At 29.4% G+C, this 18,326-nt stretch carries 17 protein-coding genes; 16 read left to right on the forward strand and 1 reads right to left on the reverse strand.

Annotation, left to right across the window (positions count from 1 at the left end; translation table 11 throughout):
- Positions 1-250: 250 nt before the first annotated feature.
- From H0I27_RS16135 to H0I27_RS16160, 6 genes are all read left to right on the forward strand, one after another.
- The gene (locus tag H0I27_RS16135; protein WP_165731812.1) at positions 251-661 is read left to right on the forward strand and encodes a BrxA/BrxB family bacilliredoxin; all 411 of its coding nucleotides are present in this window, start codon (positions 251-253) and stop codon (positions 659-661) included.
- Between the two features lie 77 nt (positions 662-738).
- Positions 739-978, forward strand: a complete 240-nt coding sequence (locus tag H0I27_RS16140; RefSeq protein WP_218731667.1) for a hypothetical protein — start codon at positions 739-741, stop codon at positions 976-978.
- Positions 979-1,080: 102 nt separating this feature from the next.
- Positions 1,081-2,037 (forward strand): hypothetical protein, encoded by a 957-nt coding sequence (locus H0I27_RS16145; RefSeq protein ID WP_218731668.1) that lies wholly within the window; start codon positions 1,081-1,083, stop codon positions 2,035-2,037.
- An 85-nt stretch (positions 2,038-2,122) separates the two neighbouring features.
- On the forward strand, positions 2,123-3,211 hold the full coding sequence (locus H0I27_RS16150) for a hypothetical protein (RefSeq protein ID WP_218731669.1): 1,089 nt from the start codon (positions 2,123-2,125) through the stop codon (positions 3,209-3,211).
- Between the two features lie 11 nt (positions 3,212-3,222).
- Positions 3,223-4,065 (forward strand): universal stress protein, encoded by an 843-nt coding sequence (locus H0I27_RS16155; RefSeq protein WP_218731670.1) that lies wholly within the window; start codon positions 3,223-3,225, stop codon positions 4,063-4,065.
- Positions 4,066-4,137: 72 nt separating this feature from the next.
- Positions 4,138-4,797: an HD domain-containing protein gene (locus H0I27_RS16160; RefSeq protein ID WP_218731671.1), complete on the forward strand. Its 660-nt coding sequence runs from the start codon at positions 4,138-4,140 to the stop codon at positions 4,795-4,797.
- Between the two features lie 10 nt (positions 4,798-4,807).
- Here the strand turns inward: H0I27_RS16160 and H0I27_RS16165 are convergent, their stop codons facing one another.
- Complete coding sequence (locus H0I27_RS16165; protein ID WP_165731806.1) at positions 4,808-5,680, reverse strand: AraC family transcriptional regulator; 873 nt, start codon at positions 5,678-5,680, stop codon at positions 4,808-4,810.
- A 208-nt stretch (positions 5,681-5,888) separates the two neighbouring features.
- Between H0I27_RS16165 and H0I27_RS16170 the strand changes: the two genes are divergently transcribed.
- From H0I27_RS16170 to H0I27_RS16215, 10 genes are all read left to right on the forward strand, one after another.
- Positions 5,889-6,455, forward strand: a complete 567-nt coding sequence (locus H0I27_RS16170; RefSeq protein WP_218731672.1) for a hypothetical protein — start codon at positions 5,889-5,891, stop codon at positions 6,453-6,455.
- 267 nt (positions 6,456-6,722) lie between these two features.
- Positions 6,723-7,301 (forward strand): hypothetical protein, encoded by a 579-nt coding sequence (locus H0I27_RS16175; protein ID WP_218731673.1) that lies wholly within the window; start codon positions 6,723-6,725, stop codon positions 7,299-7,301.
- Positions 7,302-7,570: 269 nt separating this feature from the next.
- On the forward strand, positions 7,571-8,149 hold the full coding sequence (locus H0I27_RS16180) for a hypothetical protein (protein WP_218731674.1): 579 nt from the start codon (positions 7,571-7,573) through the stop codon (positions 8,147-8,149).
- A gap of 255 nt (positions 8,150-8,404) precedes the next feature.
- Entirely contained in the window at positions 8,405-8,989 is a 585-nt protein-coding gene (locus tag H0I27_RS16185; protein WP_218731675.1) for a hypothetical protein, read from the forward strand.
- A 256-nt stretch (positions 8,990-9,245) separates the two neighbouring features.
- A complete protein-coding gene (locus H0I27_RS16190) occupies positions 9,246-9,830 on the forward strand; it encodes a hypothetical protein (RefSeq protein WP_218731676.1) in 585 nt (194 codons plus the stop codon).
- 292 nt (positions 9,831-10,122) lie between these two features.
- Positions 10,123-10,731, forward strand: a complete 609-nt coding sequence (locus H0I27_RS16195; protein ID WP_218731677.1) for an RNA polymerase sigma-70 factor — start codon at positions 10,123-10,125, stop codon at positions 10,729-10,731.
- A 187-nt stretch (positions 10,732-10,918) separates the two neighbouring features.
- On the forward strand, positions 10,919-12,031 hold the full coding sequence (locus H0I27_RS16200) for a FecR family protein (protein ID WP_218731678.1): 1,113 nt from the start codon (positions 10,919-10,921) through the stop codon (positions 12,029-12,031).
- 1 nt (position 12,032) lies between these two features.
- A complete protein-coding gene (locus H0I27_RS16205) occupies positions 12,033-15,377 on the forward strand; it encodes a SusC/RagA family TonB-linked outer membrane protein (protein ID WP_218731679.1) in 3,345 nt (1,114 codons plus the stop codon).
- 4 nt (positions 15,378-15,381) lie between these two features.
- On the forward strand, positions 15,382-16,863 hold the full coding sequence (locus tag H0I27_RS16210; RefSeq protein WP_254712697.1) for a RagB/SusD family nutrient uptake outer membrane protein: 1,482 nt from the start codon (positions 15,382-15,384) through the stop codon (positions 16,861-16,863).
- A complete protein-coding gene (locus H0I27_RS16215; RefSeq protein WP_218731681.1) occupies positions 16,850-18,325 on the forward strand; it encodes a hypothetical protein in 1,476 nt (491 codons plus the stop codon). The genes H0I27_RS16210 and H0I27_RS16215 overlap by 14 nt, the downstream gene beginning before the upstream one ends.
- The last annotated feature ends 1 nt before the right edge of the window (position 18,326 follow it).

The following is an 18,326-nucleotide window of genomic DNA, read 5'->3' on the forward strand; positions in this document are numbered from 1 at the left end:
TGAAGCATTTGTTTGAGCTCTTTTTTGTTTTTCTCAAAAAAAGCGAGTGCTGAAAGCCTGACGATTTTTAAAAAAAGTGCAGTGTAAACGGAACTTTGTTTTAAAAATGGGCATGCCCAAAGAATAGACAATCATTTCTATTGATATAAAAAGGCATCAATTTTATTGATATTTCTATTGAGACAACTATTTTTATAAAGTTGACTTTTCTTTAACTTATACCTATCTTTGCATTTTAAAATTAGAAAATATGTATCCAGAAGAATTAGTAAAACCAATGCGCGATGAGTTAATTAACGCAGGTTTTGAAGCATTATATACAAGTGAAGACGTTGAAAACGCAATGTCTAAAAAAGGAACTACTTTGGTAGTGGTAAACTCTGTTTGTGGTTGTGCTGCAGGTACGGCAAGACCAGGTGCTATTGCTTCTTTAGGAGCAGATAAAACACCAACAAACTTAACAACTGTTTTTGCAGGTGTAGAAAAAGAATCTACACAAAAAGCACGTGAGTTTATGATTCCTTTTCCAGCATCATCTCCAGCAATGGCTTTGTTTAAAGATGGTAAATTGGTGCACATGTTAGAGCGCCATCATATTGAAGGAAGATCTGCACAAATGATTGCACAGAATTTAGCACAGGCTTACGAAGAGTTTTGCTAGGCTTCTAAAATTATATTATACAAAAAAAATCCACTTAATAATATAGGTGGATTTTTTTTTCAATAACATTACTTATTATGGCTTCAGAATTTTCTACATACACCAAAGAAGAACTTATAACGAAACTAAAAAAGCAAAAAAACTTTTTTATTATTAAAATAGTTGTCATTCTTTTAATGGTGGTATTTGCTGTTTTTTCTACCATTGAAAACGGTACTTCTTTTCATACCTTTTTACCTTTGTTTTTTATACCGATGTCTATTTATATGTATGTTGATATCAAAAACATAAAAAAGGAACTGGCTTTAAGAAAATAACTTCTACTACCCCAAACTTTATAGTATAATAATAATTACTTAACATTTACTGTTTTGTAATAGTATTCCTTTGAGTTAAATTATAACTAATTTAATTTACCTATGGAATTAACAGTAATGTATTTAGGGTTTTTCTTAGCAGCTTATTCTGTTGTAGGAAATGACACCATACAAACATTAGGAACCTTTTTAAGTTCTAACGAACGTAAAAAATGGTGGGTTCTATGGCTTTTTGCTGGTGGTATACTTGCTGTAACATTAATCTACGGTTACGTTACTCATAATGGGGATGTTTCTTACGGAAGGTTGGCAAAATATCCTTTACCACAACCATTTGCTTGGTACTACATTCTACCTCCTATTGTTTTAATGCTGTTAACACGTACTGGAATACCGGTAAGTACCTCTTTTTTAATTCTTACATTTTTTAATGCAAAGAATTTAGAAGATATGGTTACAAAATCTGTTTCTGGTTATTTACTTGCGCTAACAGCATCTATTGTTTTATACCTAATTATCTCTAAATCGGTTGAAAAGAAATTTATTGAAAACCCAATTACAGAAAAACAAAGAAATATTTGGACAGCCTTACAATGGTTATCTACAGGTTTTTTATGGTCGCAATGGCTAATTCAAGACTTTGCTAATATTTATGTGTACTTACCAAGACAATTAAGTGTTTGGGAGTTAATAGGTTCTTTAGTTATTATTTTAGGTCTTTTGGCTTACATTATAAAATCTAAAGGAGGTGCAATACAAAGCATCATTCGCTCTAAAACAAATACAGTAGATATAAGATCTGCTACATTAATAGACTTTACGTATGGTATTGTTTTATTCTACTTTAAAGAACTAAACAATGTACCAATGAGCACAACTTGGGTGTTTATAGGAATTTTAGCAGGTAGAGAAATTGCCTTAAACTTTGTATTGCGTAAAAACGAAGCTCGTAGAGATATGTTTAAAAGTTTAGGAGTAGATTTATTTAAGGTATTAATAGGCCTTATAGTAAGTATTGCACTTGTGTATGGTGTAAAATTTATAGCAACTTCAATTTAACAATCATTCTAAATTAAAACCAATGTATTTTAAATTTAAAACTTGCATTATATTAGTTTGTCTACTTTCTTTTACGAATTTAACAATGGCACAAAGCCAAAAAAACGGAATAGATACCGATGAAAAAGGAATCACTATTGCAGATTTTCTTCAAATGTCTGGTAATTGGTTTATCGCTTATAGAGATGGTATTTCTCAAACACAGGCAGATGACGAAATAGGTATTACAAACGATCATCAGAGTGCTTTTGTTTTAAAAAGGAGTTATTTCACCTTAAAAAAAGACCTAAACAAAACCTATTCGGTACGTTATACGATGGATTTAACTGTTGATAGAGATGGACCCGATGCCGGAAATATAGAAACGCGTTTAAAATATTTATATGTAAAAGCAAAACCAAATTTTAATAGTGATGTTTTTACAGGAAACTGGGTAGAAGTTGGTATGGTACATACACCTTGGTTAGATTTTGAACAAAAAATAAATACCTACAGAGTACAAGACAATATGTTTATTGAAAGAAATAGAATTTTTAATTCTGCTGATTTCGGTATCACCTACGGAGGAAATATTGGTCCTGCAATGGATAAGGAGTTTCTAAAAGAAGTAAACGGTGCTATGCCTGGTAAATACGTAAGTTATGTAGTAGGTTTGTTTAATGGTGGAGGATATTCAGGTGAAGAGAATAACAATAATAAAGTGTTTTCGGGACGTTTAACTGTTAGACCGTTTGCCAATAAATTACCAGAATTACATATAAGTGGTTATTTTAATGTTGGAAGAGGAAATAGTGAGTACAATCCTCAATTTAATCAGGTATTAGGGTTTATTGCCTATACAGGAAAACAATTAACTTTAACAGGACAAATGCACAGCGGTATAGGTGATTTTAGAGGAGAATATGTAGATGAAAACGATTTTAGTAAAGCAATTGAAAATGATGGATATAGTTTTTTTGGAGAATATAAAATTAAAAAATCACCTTTAGCTCTTTGGGCAAGATATGACTCCTTTCATTTAGAAACTTTAGACGATGCGAATACAAAACGTTTTATTGGAGGGCTTTCTTATACTGTAAACAAATATCTAAGATTGGTACTAAATGCAGAACATAACAACAAAACATCAAACGAAAATAATATTTACGAATTAAATCTCGAAGTATCTTTCTAAAAATAAAAATTATGAAAAACATATTATTTCCAACAGACTTTTCAGAAATTTCTTTAAATGCCTTTGCGTATGCAATGGAATACGCACAAAAGCTAGATGCTACCTTAATTATATATCATGCCTATCATGAAGACATATCGGTAGATGAAAAAACACAATCTATTTACGAAAAAATTGACATTGATAATTTTAGAAATAAAAAAGATAAATTTCCGCCTTTTCAAAAGCTGATAAAAGCAAGTAAAAAAGGAGACTTAAAAGTAAAATACATTGTTGATGAAGGTGTTTTTTCCGATTCTCTATTTAAATATGTTGCCAAACGTGATGACAAAATTGACATCATTATAATGGGAACTAGCAAAGGAAAAAATAGCAGCCTTTTTAATATTTTTATGGAAACCAATACCATTAAAATTTTAGAAGAAATAGACAAACCTGTAATCGCAGTTCCAGAAAACGCAAAATTTGATGGTTCTCTAGACAATATTATGTTCTTGGTAGATTATAGAGATGAAGAAATTGAACCTTTAGAGAAAATAACCAAAGTTGTTAAAGAGTTTAGTGCTCAATTACACGTTGTACATTTCGATTTAGCTCATGGTGAATCTATTTCTCCATTAATGGATAACTTTAGACAGAACTTAACTTTAAAACATAAAAAAACCAAATTTGTGTCTATTGATACTTTACATTTAAAAACATCTTTAACAGATTATTGTACCGAAAATAAAATAGACATGGTTTGCTTATTAAATCAAGAACGCAACTTATACCAACGTTTATTTACCTTTAGTTTAGCAGAAGATTTAATCAATCATATTGATATCCCTGTAATGGCTATTTATAAAAAGTAATAGATACAAGTATCTAGTTTAAAATTTAAAATCTCAGGTTCATGTTAATCTGAGATTTTTTACTTTTGTAACATGGATAAAGACAACATCATACTAAATACTATAAAATTTGTAAAAGAAACCTTAAAAGATGCCGAAGGCGGACATGATTGGTTTCACATAGAACGTGTCTATAAAAATGCAGTTTTAATTTCTAAGGATGAACATGTAAATGCTTTTATAGTTTCTTTAGGTGCGCTATTGCATGATATTGCAGATCCTAAATTTTATGATGGAGACGAATCTGTTGGTCCTAAAATAGCAACAAAATTTTTAGAAGAACAAAACGTTTCTAAAGACATAATAGGGCATGTTATAAATATAATAAAACACATATCTTTTAAAAACTCTTTAGAAACTAGTGGTAAAAAATTTACTTCTAAAGAATTAGAAGTTGTGCAAGATGCAGACAGATTAGATGCTATTGGAGCCATTGGTATTGCGCGTTGTTTTAATTATGGTGGATTTAAAAACAGGGCTTTGTATAACCCAGAAATTCCACCAAATCTAAATATGACTAAAGAAGAGTATAAAAACTCTTCCGCTCCAACAATCAATCATTTCTACGAAAAATTATTGCTATTAAAAAATAAAATGAATACTGTTACTGGACAGCAAATTGCTGCAGAAAGACATTCTTTTATGGAATTATTTCTGAAGCAATTTGATGATGAATGGAATGGAGTGAAGTAATTAGAAAAGCTTAATTCTGAATTAAACTCATCATTTCACTTCTATATTTTGAAGCAGATTTACCTGTAAACTCTTTAAACAATTTATTAAAGTGAGAAAAGTTATTAAAACCACATTCAAAACAAATATCTGTAATACTCGTTTGGCTTTCAGATAATAATTTAGTTGCATGTACAACTCTATATTCATTTACCAATTTAGTAAACGTTCTACCTGTTGTTTTCTTAAAAAACCTACAAAACGCAGGAACCGTCATACTTACAAGATCAGAAATTTCATCTAAACTAATATGTTGGTTAAAGTTTTCGTTTATATGTTTAAAGATTACATCTATTTTACTACTGTCTTGTGGTTGCGTCTCAAAAGCATAACCATCTGCATTCAATAAAGTATAATCATCTGATTTAGAAAGTGTATGCAAAATTTCTAACAAAATCAACACTTGTTTAAAACCTTCTTTTTCAGATAATTTTTCAATTTTTGGACCTAATTTTTGTTTTGTTTTTACACCAAAAAGAATTCCTTTTTTGGCTTTTTCAAATAAAATACTAATAGGTTTCATTTCAGGAACTTCAAAAAACTCATTTCCTAAAAAGTCTGGTTTAAATTGTACCAAGGTTTCAGAACCATTGGTTGTTAGTCTATCTGTAAAACCATTATGTGGCAAATTAGATCCTATTAATAATAACTGACTATTATTAAAGTAAGACAAATGATTACCAATATGTCTTTTACCCTTTCCCTTATTCACATAAACTAATTCGATTTCTGGGTGAAAATGCCAGAATGCTTTTATTTGCTTCAAAAACTCTGTATGTTTTTTTACAAGTATTGAGCTTCCAAAATCGGGACTAATTTTCTCTAAAGTAGGTTTAACGTTCATAAATAGTACTATTTAACGGCAAATTTACGACACTTAACACTAAAAAGCTGTATAAAATTAACAAAATTATAGACTAAATTATCTTTACTTTCTTTTAACATAAAAATAACAGTTAATCTAGTACATAAACCCACCAATTTAGATGTTTTCTAAACAGAATTGCTGCCATAAATTTGCAGTGTTATTAATCATATAAATGACAAATAAAATGAAGAAAATTATATTAGTTGCTTTAATGTTCGGAACATTAATTAGTTATGCAAACGAAAACATCAATACTGAAGACGCAAAGAAAACTGTAAAGGTTGAATTTAATAATGTAAAAAAAGGTCAGACTTTAACCATTAAAAATAGTAACGGTTTAACTGTTTACAATAATGAAATTCAAAATTCTGGAGACTATTCTAAAACATTTGATTTTTCTGCTTTAGAAAATGGAATTTACTCTGCTGAGTTAAATAAAGACTTCGAAATTGTTATTAAACAATTTAATGTTGAAAATGGATTGGTAACATTTTTAAACAATAAAGATCAAAAAATATTTAAACCAATCATTAGAACTGAAGGTGAATTATTATTAATATCAAAAATTAATTTTAACAATGAACCTTTAAAAGTTTCTCTTTACTATAATGATGAAGCTGTACTTTCTGAAACCTTATCTGGGGACAAAATTTTAAAAAGAGTTTACAAATTGTCTCAAAAAGAAACTGGTGTTTATAAAGTAGTTATTAGTTCTGATGAAAGAACTTATTCAAAAGAATTTAAAATATAAAAATTTAGTTAATTGTTTCGTCAAATTACTGCTATAGTTTGATGGTAAAAGCGAGTCCAAAAGGACTCGCTTTTTATGTTTATAAAACATCTAGACAAAACCTTTATTGCATAAATTAACATAAACCTACACTATATTAACATGTGTAAATCTACCAAACAAACACACTTGTTAATATAACATATAAAAACACCAATTATGATGTTTTCTAAACAAAACTTCTATCATAAATTTGCAGTGTTATTAATCATATAAATGATATATAAAATGAAAATAAAGAAAATTATATTAGTTGCTTTAATGTTCGGAACATTAATAACTAACGCAAACGAAAAAGACAATACCAATTATAAAGAAGCAAAAAAAACTGTTAAGGTTGAATTTAATAATGTAAAAAAAGGTCAGACTTTAACTATTAAAAATAGTAACGGTTTAACTGTTTATAATAATGAAATTCAAAATTCTGGAGACTATTCTAAAACTTTTGATTTTTCTGCTTTAGAAAACGGAATTTACTCTGCTGAATTAAATAAAGACTTCGAAATTGTTATTAAACAATTTTATGTTGAAAATGGATTGGTTACTTTTTTAAATAATAAAGATGAAAAAATATTTAAACCAATCATTAGAACTGAAGGTGAATTATTATTAATATCAAAAATTAATTTTAACAATGAACCTTTAAAAGTTACTCTTTACTATAATGATGAAGCTGTACTTTCTGAATCCATATCTGGAGACAAACTTTTAAAAAGAGTTTACAAATTATCTGAAAAGGAAGTTGGTGCTTATAAAGTAGTTATTAATTCTGATCAAAGAACTTATACAAAAGAATTTAAAATATAAAAATTTAGTTAATTGTTTCGTCAAATTACTGCTATAGTTTGATGGTAAAAGCGAGTCCAAAAGGACTCGCTTTTTATGTTTATAAACATATAGACTAAAAATCTTTATTGTATAAAATTAACACAAACATATTCAATATTAACATACCTAAATTCAATACAGAAATACGATTGTTAATATAACACACAAAAACACCAATTACGATGTTTTATAGACAAAACTTCTGTCATAAATTTGCAGTGTTATTAATCATATAAATGATATATAAAATGAAAATAAAGAAAATTATATTAGTTGCTTTAATGTTCGGAACATTAATAACTAACGCAAACGAAAAAGACAATAGCAATTATAAAGAAGCAAAGAAAACTGTTAAGGTTGAATTTAATAATGTAAAAAAAGGTCAGACTTTAACTATTAAAAATAGTAACGGTTTAACTGTTTACAATAATGAAATTCAAAATTCTGGAGACTATTCTAAAACATTTGATTTTTCTGCTTTAGAAAATGGAATTTACTCTGCTGAGTTAAATAAAGACTTCGAAATTGTTATTAAACAATTTAATCTTGAAAATGGATTGGTTACATTTTTAAATAATAAAGATGAAAAAATATTTAAACCAATCATTAGAACTGAAGGTGAATTATTATTAATATCAAAAATTAATTTTAACAATGAACCTTTAAAAGTTACTCTTTATTATAATAATGAAGCTGTACTATCTGAAACCATATCTGGAGACAAACTTTTACAAAGAGTTTACAAATTATCTGAAAAGGAAGTTGGTGCTTATAAAGTAGTTGTTAGTTCTGATGAAAGAACTTATACAAAAGATTTTACAATATAAAAATTTAGTTAATTGTTTCGTCAAATTACTGCTATAATTTGATGGTAAAAGCGAGTCCAATAGGACTCGCTTTTTATTTGAAATACTTTTTTACAGAAAATAAAATTAACATAAATATACTCTATATTAACTTAACGATTAATTAACATCAATCAAACATGATAAAATAACACATAAATACAGCAATTATGATGTTTTTAAAACTCAACTACCATTGTACATTTGTAGCGTTACTAACCTTTAAATAAGAAGATAATGAAAACAATAATTAAAACAATTTTAGTAGTAACATTAATGTTTGGAACATTAATTAGTTATGCAAACGACAACACGAAATCTACTAATTCAGTAGCCGTTAAAAAAGTTAAAGTAGAATTTAAAGATGTAAAAAAAGGGAATGCTTTAACTATTAAAAATGAATACGGAATAACGATATATAAACAAGTACTACAAAGTTCTGGAAACTTTACTAAGAATTTCGATTTAACAAATTTAGAAGATGGTTTATATACTACCGAACTAGAAAAAGACTTCGAAATTATTATTAAGAAACTTGAAATTAAAGATGGTTTTGTAACTTTCTATAAAAAAGAAAAGGAAGTAATTTTTAAACCAGTAATTAGAACAGAAGGAAATTTAATTTTGATTTCTAAAATTGAATTTGACAACCAACCTTTAAATGTAACTTTATACTACAATAATGACATTATTTTTTCTGATAAAGTAGAAGGAGAAAAAATCTTAAATAGAGTTTATAAATTATCTGAAACGGAAGAAGGAGCATACAAAGTTGTTATTAACTCAGACGACAGAACTTACATTAAAGATTTTACATTATAAAAATTTAGTTAATTGTTTCGTTAAATTACTGCTATAATTTGATGATAAAAGCGAGTCCAAAAGGGCTCGCTTTTTATTTTAAAACACTTTTTTATAGAAAATAAAATTAACACAAATATATTCTATTTTAACCTTACAATTTATTAACACTAACTTAAACTGATAAAATAACATACAAATATACCAATTATGATGTTTTAGGAGCTTAACTTCCATCTTACCTTTGCAGTGTTACTAACCTTTAAATAAGAAAAAAATGAAAACAGTAATTAAAACAATTTTAGTAGTAACATTAATGTTTGGAACATTAATTAGTTACGCAAACGACAACACAAAACCTACAAATTCAGTAGCTGTTGAAAGAGTTAAAGTTGAGTACAAAGCCGTAAAGAAAGGCGATGCTTTAACAATAAAAAATGAATATGGAATAACAATATATAAACAGGTATTACAAAGTTCTGGAAACTATACTAAAACTTTCGATTTAACGAATTTAGAAGATGGCTTATACACAACAGAACTAGAAAAAGACTTCGAAATTCTTGTTAAGAAGCTTGAGGTAAAAGATGGTTTTGTTACTTTTCATAAAAATGAAAATGAAATAATCTTTAAACCAGTAATTAGAACAGAAGGAAATTTAGTTTTAATTTCTAAAATTGAATTTGATAACATTCCTTTAAATGTAACTTTATATTACAACAATAAAATTATCCTTTCTGATAAAGTGACTGGAGAAAAAGTATTAAATAGAGTTTACAAATTGTCTGAAACTGAAAAAGGAGCTTATAAGGTGATTATTAATTGTAATAACAGAACATACAAAAAAGATTTTACAATATAAGAGTAATTAATTTTATCATCAATCTACTGCCATACTTTGATGCTTAAAGCGAGTCTAATTTAGACTCGCTTTTTTTATAATAAATAGATATAAAAAATAAAACCTCAACAACATCCGTAATTCTATTTATAAAACATGAACTTTTTTTTTACCAATAAAAGAAAGTACAAAAAGAAAAAAATAATTTAAAAATCGATACATTTTAATTGAAATATCCATTATTTTGGTAAAAATTTTATTTTTGTTCTCTTATTACCTATTTCAACGAAATTGGTTAATTTAGGTATTCCCCATGAAAGATTATAGTAAACTCGAAATACGGCATTTTAAAAATTTTCAACTTGGTAACGAGAAGGCCTTTGAGTATTTTTTTAATAAACACCATAGTCATATTTTAGGGTTTTGCATACAATTCATTTATGACAAATCACAATCTTCAAGCATTACACAAGAAGCTTTTCTAAACCTATGGCTTAATAGAGCTAAAATTGAAAAAATAAACGGTATTGAATCTTTTTTGTACACCTTTGCTAAATCTAAATGCCTTAATACAATTAGACACAACAAAGTAAAAGAACGTTTTAAAAGTAAAACTTTAAACGATAAAGAACGTGCATTAGATCTTGATGTATTAAATGCTATTAATTTTGACAGCCTAACCTTAATGGAGTTAGAAAATTTGATTTCTGATTCTATAAAAGATTTACCAGAGAAGACAAGAGTTATTTTCTTAAAAAAAAGATTTGAAAGCAAAAAAAATCAGGAGATTGCTGATGAATTAAATATTACCCTAAAAACAGTAGAAGCGCATATGACCAAAGCTTTAAAAATTTTAAGAGTAAAACTATCTGATTACCTACCACTTATACTAGTTAGCATCATCCTTGCTAACCAACAATAGCCACTATTCTTTAAAACATTTTAGTAATTCATAGTTCTAATTACAAAAACAGAATACTTTTGTCTTTATTTTTAATTAATCTAAATAACTATAATATTATATCATAGGGTTATCTAAAACTGAAGTGTACTAACTTATATGCAACAAAAAGAAAGAAACACCAACATTAAATCAACATTACTTTAAAATGATTTCGAATTTAATAACAAAATATTTAAATAACGAAGCTTCCGAAAAAGAAGTTGAATTGATTTTTAAATGGATTGAAGCATCAAATGCTAACAAAAAAGAATTTATTGCCTTAAAAAAAACATGGGTATTAACTTCTGTATCAGCAAACACAGAGAAAAAAGATTGGCAAGAAGTCCAAAAGAAAATAAGAAGCACAAAAACATTTACATATAAAAAATGGCTTAAATATGCTGCCGCAATAATAATTTTTATAAGCATTGGAAAATATTACTATCACACAAGCAGTGTTAACAACAACCTAATAGAAGAAAATAGTATTGTTTTACAAACTGAAGACAAAGATAATAGCATTAAAATAAAATATGATCATGAGAATATTATAAATTCTTCTGGCCAAGTTATCGCTGAACATAATAAAGACGAAATCATTTATAAAAAAACTTCTACTACAAGTCCTACACTTTATCATACCCTAAATATCCCTTTAGGAAAAACTTTTAAAGTAAAACTTTCAGACGGAACAACAGTACACTTAAACTCTGGTACTACGTTTAAATACCCTAAACAATTTAGTACAGCTGGTAACAGACTTGTTTATTTAGAAGGTGAAGCATTTTTTGAAGTTGAAAAAGACGCTACTAGACCTTTTATAGTAAACATAGCCGATGTTGATGTGAAAGTTTTAGGTACCAAGTTTAATATAAGTGCTTATTCTAATACTACAAATTATAGTTGTGTTTTAGTAGAGGGTTCTGTAGATGTGTCTAATGAAAATTACAACTCTTTATTAATTCCTAATCAAAAAGCTAGCTGGAATAACGAAAATATACCATTTAAAATCGAAGAGGTAAATACAGATCTTTATACTTCATGGGTTTATGGAGAATATATTTTAGATGCTTCACATTTCAGCGAAATATCTAAAAAACTTGAGCGTGCATTTAATGTAAGAATCATTAATAATAACAAGCTATTAGAATCTCAAGAATTTAGCGGAACCATCAACTTTAAAACTTCAACAATAGAAAACATTTTAGACTTACTAAAATTCGATACCTATTTTGAGTACACTATTAAAGACAACCAAATAATAATTAGTAGCAATTAATATGAAGCATATTTTTACTCCCCATATAAAAAAACTAATTCTCTCCTTAGGAATTATATTATTTTATCAAAATGCCTTTGCGCAAACAAAACCAATTTCTATCAACATAAAAGAACAACCACTAAGTACTGTTCTAAAAACAATCGAAGATCAAACATCTTATCGCGTTATTTATAATATCGCTAAAATAGACACGAATCAAAAAGTTAGTTTGGTAGCAATCAACAACAGCTTAGAAGAAGTTTTATCAAAATTATTAAAAGATACAACGCTGACATATGTAATTAAAAATAAGCAGATTTTACTTATTGAAAAACAAGCTGCTAAACCTCAAAAAACAACAAGAATCATAAAAGGAATTGTGTATACAGCAGAAGACAATTTACCACTTCCAGGAGCTAGCATTTTAATTAAAGATTCTAGAATTGGAGCAATCACAAATATGGATGGTCAATTCACTTATTTATTAAAGGGAAATGATATTGCAAACATTGTCTTAGAAGTTTCTTACTTAGGTATGAAAACAAAAACCGTTGTAGTAGCAGACCAATCTCAATTTACTTTTTATTTAGAAGAATCTAGAAATACTTTAGAGGAGGTTGTCATTACATCTTCTTATGGAACAAAAAAACTAAGAGAGGAAGTTGTTGGAAGTATAGAAACCTTAAATTCTAAAGACATTGCTATAGAACAGGCCTCTGAAAGTATTGATAAAATGGTAGACGGACAAATAGCGGGTGTTTATATAGAAAACACATCTGGTATTGGCGGCCCAGTAAGTATTAACATTCGAGGTCAAGGTAGTTTAACCCCTCTAAATGGTGCTATATACGGTACTTCTACACAACCACTTATTATTATTGATGGTGTTATTATGGCCGAAGAAATGGCGATAGATAATGACTTTTTTGACGCTAACGGAAGTTCTTCCGAAGATTTATCGAACCCTTTATCTCAAATTTCTCCAGAAAACATAGAAAGTTTTACTGTCTTAAAAGATGCCGCTGCAGTTAGTATTTATGGAGCTGATGCGGCCAATGGTGTTATTTTAATTACTACCAAGCAAGGGAAAAAAGGACCTGCAAAATTTGGTTTCTCATCACAATTAGGAGTTTCCTCTGCAATTAATCAAATTAAATACTTAAGTGGATCTCAATACAACGAACTGCGAAATGAGTATTTAAAAAACACAACAGTAGGCTACACTCCTATAGCTTATAATGGTGTAGATACCGATTGGTTTAATTTATTAAATGGTACAGGAATTTATAATAAATACAATTTTAGTGTTTCTGGAGCTTCAGAATCCTTTTCATACCGCACAAGTTTATCTTTTAAAAAAATAGATGAGCCTCAAAAAGGAAACACCAACAAACAACTAAATGCGAATATAAATTTAGGATATAAACATAAGAAATTCGACCTAAATTTAACACTAAGTCCAAGCTTCGTATCAAAAAACGCTCCAAACATATATTACAGCTATGCTTTTGCACCAAACTTATCTCCTTATAACGAAGACGGTTCTTATGCCAATGTTGGGATTACTGGCTTAGGAAATCCATTAGCAGCCATTGACCAAAACAAAAACATTTCAAACACTTATAGTATTTTAGGAAGTCTACAAGCTTCCTATCATATAACAGAAGACTTAAATATTTCCTCTTTATTTGGTCTTTCATATAGTGATAAAGAACAAGACCGCTATTTCTCGGGAGAAAATGAAAGTGGTCAAGTTAATGGTAGTTTTACACTAAATGGTACGTCGTATCCAATCTATGGCCGTCGTTTAATAAATAATAGGCACACCAATAAGTGGAACTGGCAAACACGCGCACTTTACAATAAACAAATAGACGAAAACAATGCTTTCGACGGTATCTTTGGTATTGAACTTACAAAAGAAAATGTAGACTTTAATTATGCTTCCGGACGAGGATTTGTAAACCCAAACATTATAAACGAGGTTACCGATGCCCTTCAGGATGACGCCCCATCCACAACCGAGAATGAATCTACAGGAAATCAAACTTACAGCTCGGATATTAGCAACAACTCTAAAGTTTCACTCTTTTCGCAACTTAATTACAATTACAAAAAACGCTATTTTATTCTAGCAAATTTTAGACGTGACCAAAGTTCTGTTTTCGGAGACGACACCAATGTGGCCTACACAGGAGGCGCTGGGGTAAGCTGGATTTTATCTAACGAGAATTTTTTAGAAGCTAATAATTGGATTGATTTATTAAAACTTAAACTAAGTTACGGAACTACAGGAAACTCTAGAATAGGATCTTATCGCTCTAAAGGCTTATACACCATTAATGATAATGGTTATAATAACTTAGATATCGCCTACCCATCGGCTGCTCCTAACGGTGAATTGAGTTGGGAAAAGAATAAAAAATTTAATGCGGGTTTAAACTTCAACTTTTTAAACACGGTGAGTTTAACGCTTGAATATTATTACGACGATATTCAAGATCTTATTACAAGTAGAAGTATACCTTCTGAAACCGGATATAACTCTATACAAATTAATGCTGCAAGCATGTACAACAAAGGCCTAGAGCTATCAACAAATTTTAAATGGTTTCAAAAAGAAAATTTTAAATGGACTACCTCGTTTAACATCTCTACATTACAAAGTGAAGTTACAGAACTGAAAGGATTGGGTAATGAATTTTCAGTTTCAGAAATTGCCTTAGCACAAAAAGTAGGCTACAGCACTTCTACTATTTGGGGTATTAAATGGGCAGGTATCGATCCTGCTACAGGGCGTGACTTACTTAAAAAAGATGGCGAAATTTACGACGCCATAACTTACAACAGTTTGTTTACCAGTGCCGATTGGGTTCCAATAGGTGATTATCAACCCGATGCCTACGGAGGGTTCAATAACACGTTTACCTTCAACAATAATATAAGCTTATCCATTCGAGGAAGCTTTCAAATAGGCGGTGATTATTTAGCAGAAGATGAACTTATTGCCAAATACAATATTACTTCAAACAGAAATCTATCTGTAAATGCGTACGATTATTGGAGAACTCCAGGAGATGTTGCTCTTAACCCAATTGTAACCAGCAATAACCCAACCATTTCTAACTACGATAAATACTTGTACGACGCTACGTCTTTAAGAATAAGTAACGTGAATTTAAACTATAGCTTTCCTAAAAATAGTCTAAGTTTTTTAGATGGCTTATCTGTATATACAGATGTTTCTAATGTCCTTTACTGGTACAAAGAAAAAAGTTTAAATGGCAGAAATGGTATTAATGAATTTAGATTTACCTACCCACAAGCGAGAACAATTTCAATAGGAGTAAATGCAAAATTTTAAGGTGATGATGACACAAAAAAAACAACTAAAACAACTTTCTAAATACTTCTTAACAGTGTTAATTGCAACCTTTTATAACTGCAGTGGTTTTTTAGAACAAGAACCAGGATCTCAAACTTCTATTACCGAATTATTAAATACTACGGACGGTGTGGTAACCGCACTAAATGGTGCTTACGATAATTTAGAATCCAACGTGAGAGGCGAGCGCTATGCTACTTACGCCGATATGCAATCTGGCAATATCACCTTTACACCAACAGAAACCGGAAGTAATACTGGACAAATTACGGTGCCTTTTAATATAGAAAACGTTTACAACTTTACAGATTTAGCAGATGACAGTAATTTAGACGGGTTTTATGATGACTGCTACGATATTATAAACCAAACAAACCTTATTCTAGAATATGTGGATGCACTAACAGATTCTAATGATAATATAAAAAATCAAATAAGAGCCGAAGCCCTAACCATTAGAGCTTATGTTCACTTTATATTATCTCAAATATATGCGCAAAATTATGGTTTTACTGCAGATGCTAGTCATTTAGGCATTGTTTATAATAAAACCACTTTAACCAATGGCATCACCTACCCATCTAGAGAAACATTAGCAACAACCTATACTTTAATTATTGCCGATTTAACTTCAGCAATAAACAACTACTCCAACACTTTACTTTTAGATGGACCAACATATTCTTATTTCAATAAAGTAAGTACTCAAGCTTTACTTGCTCGAGTTTACGTTTCTCAATACGATTGGCAAAATGCTTACGATTTGGCAAATGAAGTGATTTTCAATTCAGGAAAAACACTAACACCTTCGGATGATTATATAACAGAATGGGAAAAACCAGATTTACCTATTTCTGAAGTATTATTAGAGTTTTCAATTCCGAGAGACAATGGTGGTACGGTAGGAGGCTCACTGTCGAGTTCCTATGGTTTTACCTCAACAGCAGATTATGGGGATTATGTAGCCTCGGAAGATTTATTAAACCTTTTTGAACCTAATGATTTACGTAGACAGCTATTTCTTGAAGCTAATTTACCAACCTTAATTGGTGGTGAACTAGAAGACCGCCCATATTATTTTACTAAAAAATTTCAAGATAACCCAGGCTTTATAGCTATCAGATTAAGTGAAATGTATTTAATAAGAGCCGAAGCCTCATTAGGACTTGAAAATCTAGAAGCTTGTAAAGACGACATTAATATATTACGAAGCAGAGCAAATGCCACGCTACTTACAGAGACGACAGATTTACAGGGTATTCTTCTACAAGAACGCCGAAAAGAAATGTGCTTTGAAACTCAATACTTATTCGACTTAGCAAGATTTCAACAAAATATAATACGAGGTGCAGACTGCGTATCGCAAACTTGTAACTTAAATTATCCTTCAGGAAAATATATACTTCCAATACCAAATAGTAACATTGAACTTAACTCTAATTTACAGCAAAATGAAACATACTAAAACCATATTAGCCATAGCAACTGTTTTTGCGATACTGTTTTCATGCTCTAAAAATGATGACAATACAGTTAATGACGTTCCAAGTTTTGTTCGGTTTAATTTTTTAACCAACAGCAATAATGAACCACTCGAATACCCACAAGTAAGTAGCGCCATTATACCAAGTATTAATTATATAAACACAAGCATTAACACCTTAAAAGTACCTGTAACCTTAACATCTTACACATTAGAAAATGAGGTAACCGTAAATTACAGCGTTACATCTTCCTCTAATGAAGATCTATTTACCATAAGCCCATTAAATCAAGTTTCATTTCAAAACAATCAATTAACCGATACTATTTATATTAACTTCGGCAAACGTTGGTCTAGTAACGAAAGCATTGTTCTAAATCTAGAATCGGTATCAGATTCTTCTATAAATTTAGGCAACTTAAATTCAAATGAAACTAATACGGAATTCACTATTAACTTAGAACCTATTACAACCACCTATACATTTCTAGAGAACAGAATTGAAATTACAGGTACACCAGGTGAACAAATTGACTTTGCCGTAAATTTCCCTAACGGATATATTCCTTCAGAAATAGAAAATTTAGATATTTTTAGTTTTTTAGACGGATTTGATTACACTTTAACTACTTTAAATTTAGGCGAAAATAAAACATCAATTACGTATCGTTTAACGTTAAATGAAGCTATTAATAATGATGATGTTCTTTACCAAACAATCATCACATTAAATGATACAGATAATTACAATGCAACCGGAAACAAAAATTTACAAATTGTAAAACCAATTAAAACCGCTAGAGACAACTCCGTAAATATTGCCGCAAATTTTTATAATTTATCAGACAGTTTTTACAGAACTTACCTAGAACATTGGAGCGATTTTAATGAAGATGGTATTTGTGTTTGGCAATCTACATTTGCATTTACCTACCCAATTGTTGTAGATGCAACCAACCCAAATGCGGTACTTTATGATGATAAAGGAACTACAGATACTTCGGATGATATTTATCATCATGCCTTTCAAATAGGTTTCGACAGTCCTATTTCAAGCACTACAACAAACTCTTTTAATCTAAAAAGATATTTTACAAATGAAGGTACAGATCGTGTAAACTCTCCTGGTTTTAACGTAACACCGGCAATAGAATTTTTTCCAGAAAACGGAACAAGTACAACTAACGGCTCCATTTTAATAATCCCTCAATTTTTAACAATCTCTGGTACAAATGGCAATAGCTATGCTTTTGCCATTTCTGGAGAAGGTACTTACCAAGAAATTGGTGATGGAATTTTTGAACTAAAATTTAAACTAAACCTTACAAATGAGGAAGTTTTTGGAGGTACCATTACTTCTGAATATCGTTTATATAATACAGCCAATTATACGGTTCCTGAAGATTTAACTACTAACAATTGCGTTACTGAATACACACTATAAT

It is taken from the genome of Polaribacter sp. HaHaR_3_91 (assembly GCF_019278525.1).
GTDB lineage: Bacteria > Bacteroidota > Bacteroidia > Flavobacteriales > Flavobacteriaceae > Polaribacter.

Excerpts from the sequence above, each read along its gene's own strand:
- H0I27_RS16135 (WP_165731812.1), top strand. The coding sequence starts at position 251 with ATGTATCCAGAAGAATTAGTAAAACCAATGCGCGATGAGTTAATTAAC.
- H0I27_RS16140 (WP_218731667.1), top strand. The coding sequence starts at position 739 with ATGGCTTCAGAATTTTCTACATACACCAAAGAAGAACTTATAACGAAA.
- H0I27_RS16145 (WP_218731668.1), top strand. The coding sequence starts at position 1,081 with ATGGAATTAACAGTAATGTATTTAGGGTTTTTCTTAGCAGCTTATTCT.
- H0I27_RS16150 (WP_218731669.1), top strand. The coding sequence starts at position 2,123 with ATGGCACAAAGCCAAAAAAACGGAATAGATACCGATGAAAAAGGAATC.
- H0I27_RS16155 (WP_218731670.1), top strand. The coding sequence starts at position 3,223 with ATGAAAAACATATTATTTCCAACAGACTTTTCAGAAATTTCTTTAAAT.
- H0I27_RS16160 (WP_218731671.1), top strand. The coding sequence starts at position 4,138 with ATGGATAAAGACAACATCATACTAAATACTATAAAATTTGTAAAAGAA.
- H0I27_RS16165 (WP_165731806.1), bottom strand. The coding sequence starts at position 5,680 with ATGAACGTTAAACCTACTTTAGAGAAAATTAGTCCCGATTTTGGAAGC.
- H0I27_RS16170 (WP_218731672.1), top strand. The coding sequence starts at position 5,889 with ATGAAGAAAATTATATTAGTTGCTTTAATGTTCGGAACATTAATTAGT.
- H0I27_RS16175 (WP_218731673.1), top strand. The coding sequence starts at position 6,723 with ATGAAAATAAAGAAAATTATATTAGTTGCTTTAATGTTCGGAACATTA.
- H0I27_RS16180 (WP_218731674.1), top strand. The coding sequence starts at position 7,571 with ATGAAAATAAAGAAAATTATATTAGTTGCTTTAATGTTCGGAACATTA.
- H0I27_RS16185 (WP_218731675.1), top strand. The coding sequence starts at position 8,405 with ATGAAAACAATAATTAAAACAATTTTAGTAGTAACATTAATGTTTGGA.
- H0I27_RS16190 (WP_218731676.1), top strand. The coding sequence starts at position 9,246 with ATGAAAACAGTAATTAAAACAATTTTAGTAGTAACATTAATGTTTGGA.
- H0I27_RS16195 (WP_218731677.1), top strand. The coding sequence starts at position 10,123 with ATGAAAGATTATAGTAAACTCGAAATACGGCATTTTAAAAATTTTCAA.
- H0I27_RS16200 (WP_218731678.1), top strand. The coding sequence starts at position 10,919 with ATGATTTCGAATTTAATAACAAAATATTTAAATAACGAAGCTTCCGAA.
- H0I27_RS16205 (WP_218731679.1), top strand. The coding sequence starts at position 12,033 with ATGAAGCATATTTTTACTCCCCATATAAAAAAACTAATTCTCTCCTTA.
- H0I27_RS16210 (WP_254712697.1), top strand. The coding sequence starts at position 15,382 with ATGATGACACAAAAAAAACAACTAAAACAACTTTCTAAATACTTCTTA.
- H0I27_RS16215 (WP_218731681.1), top strand. The coding sequence starts at position 16,850 with ATGAAACATACTAAAACCATATTAGCCATAGCAACTGTTTTTGCGATA.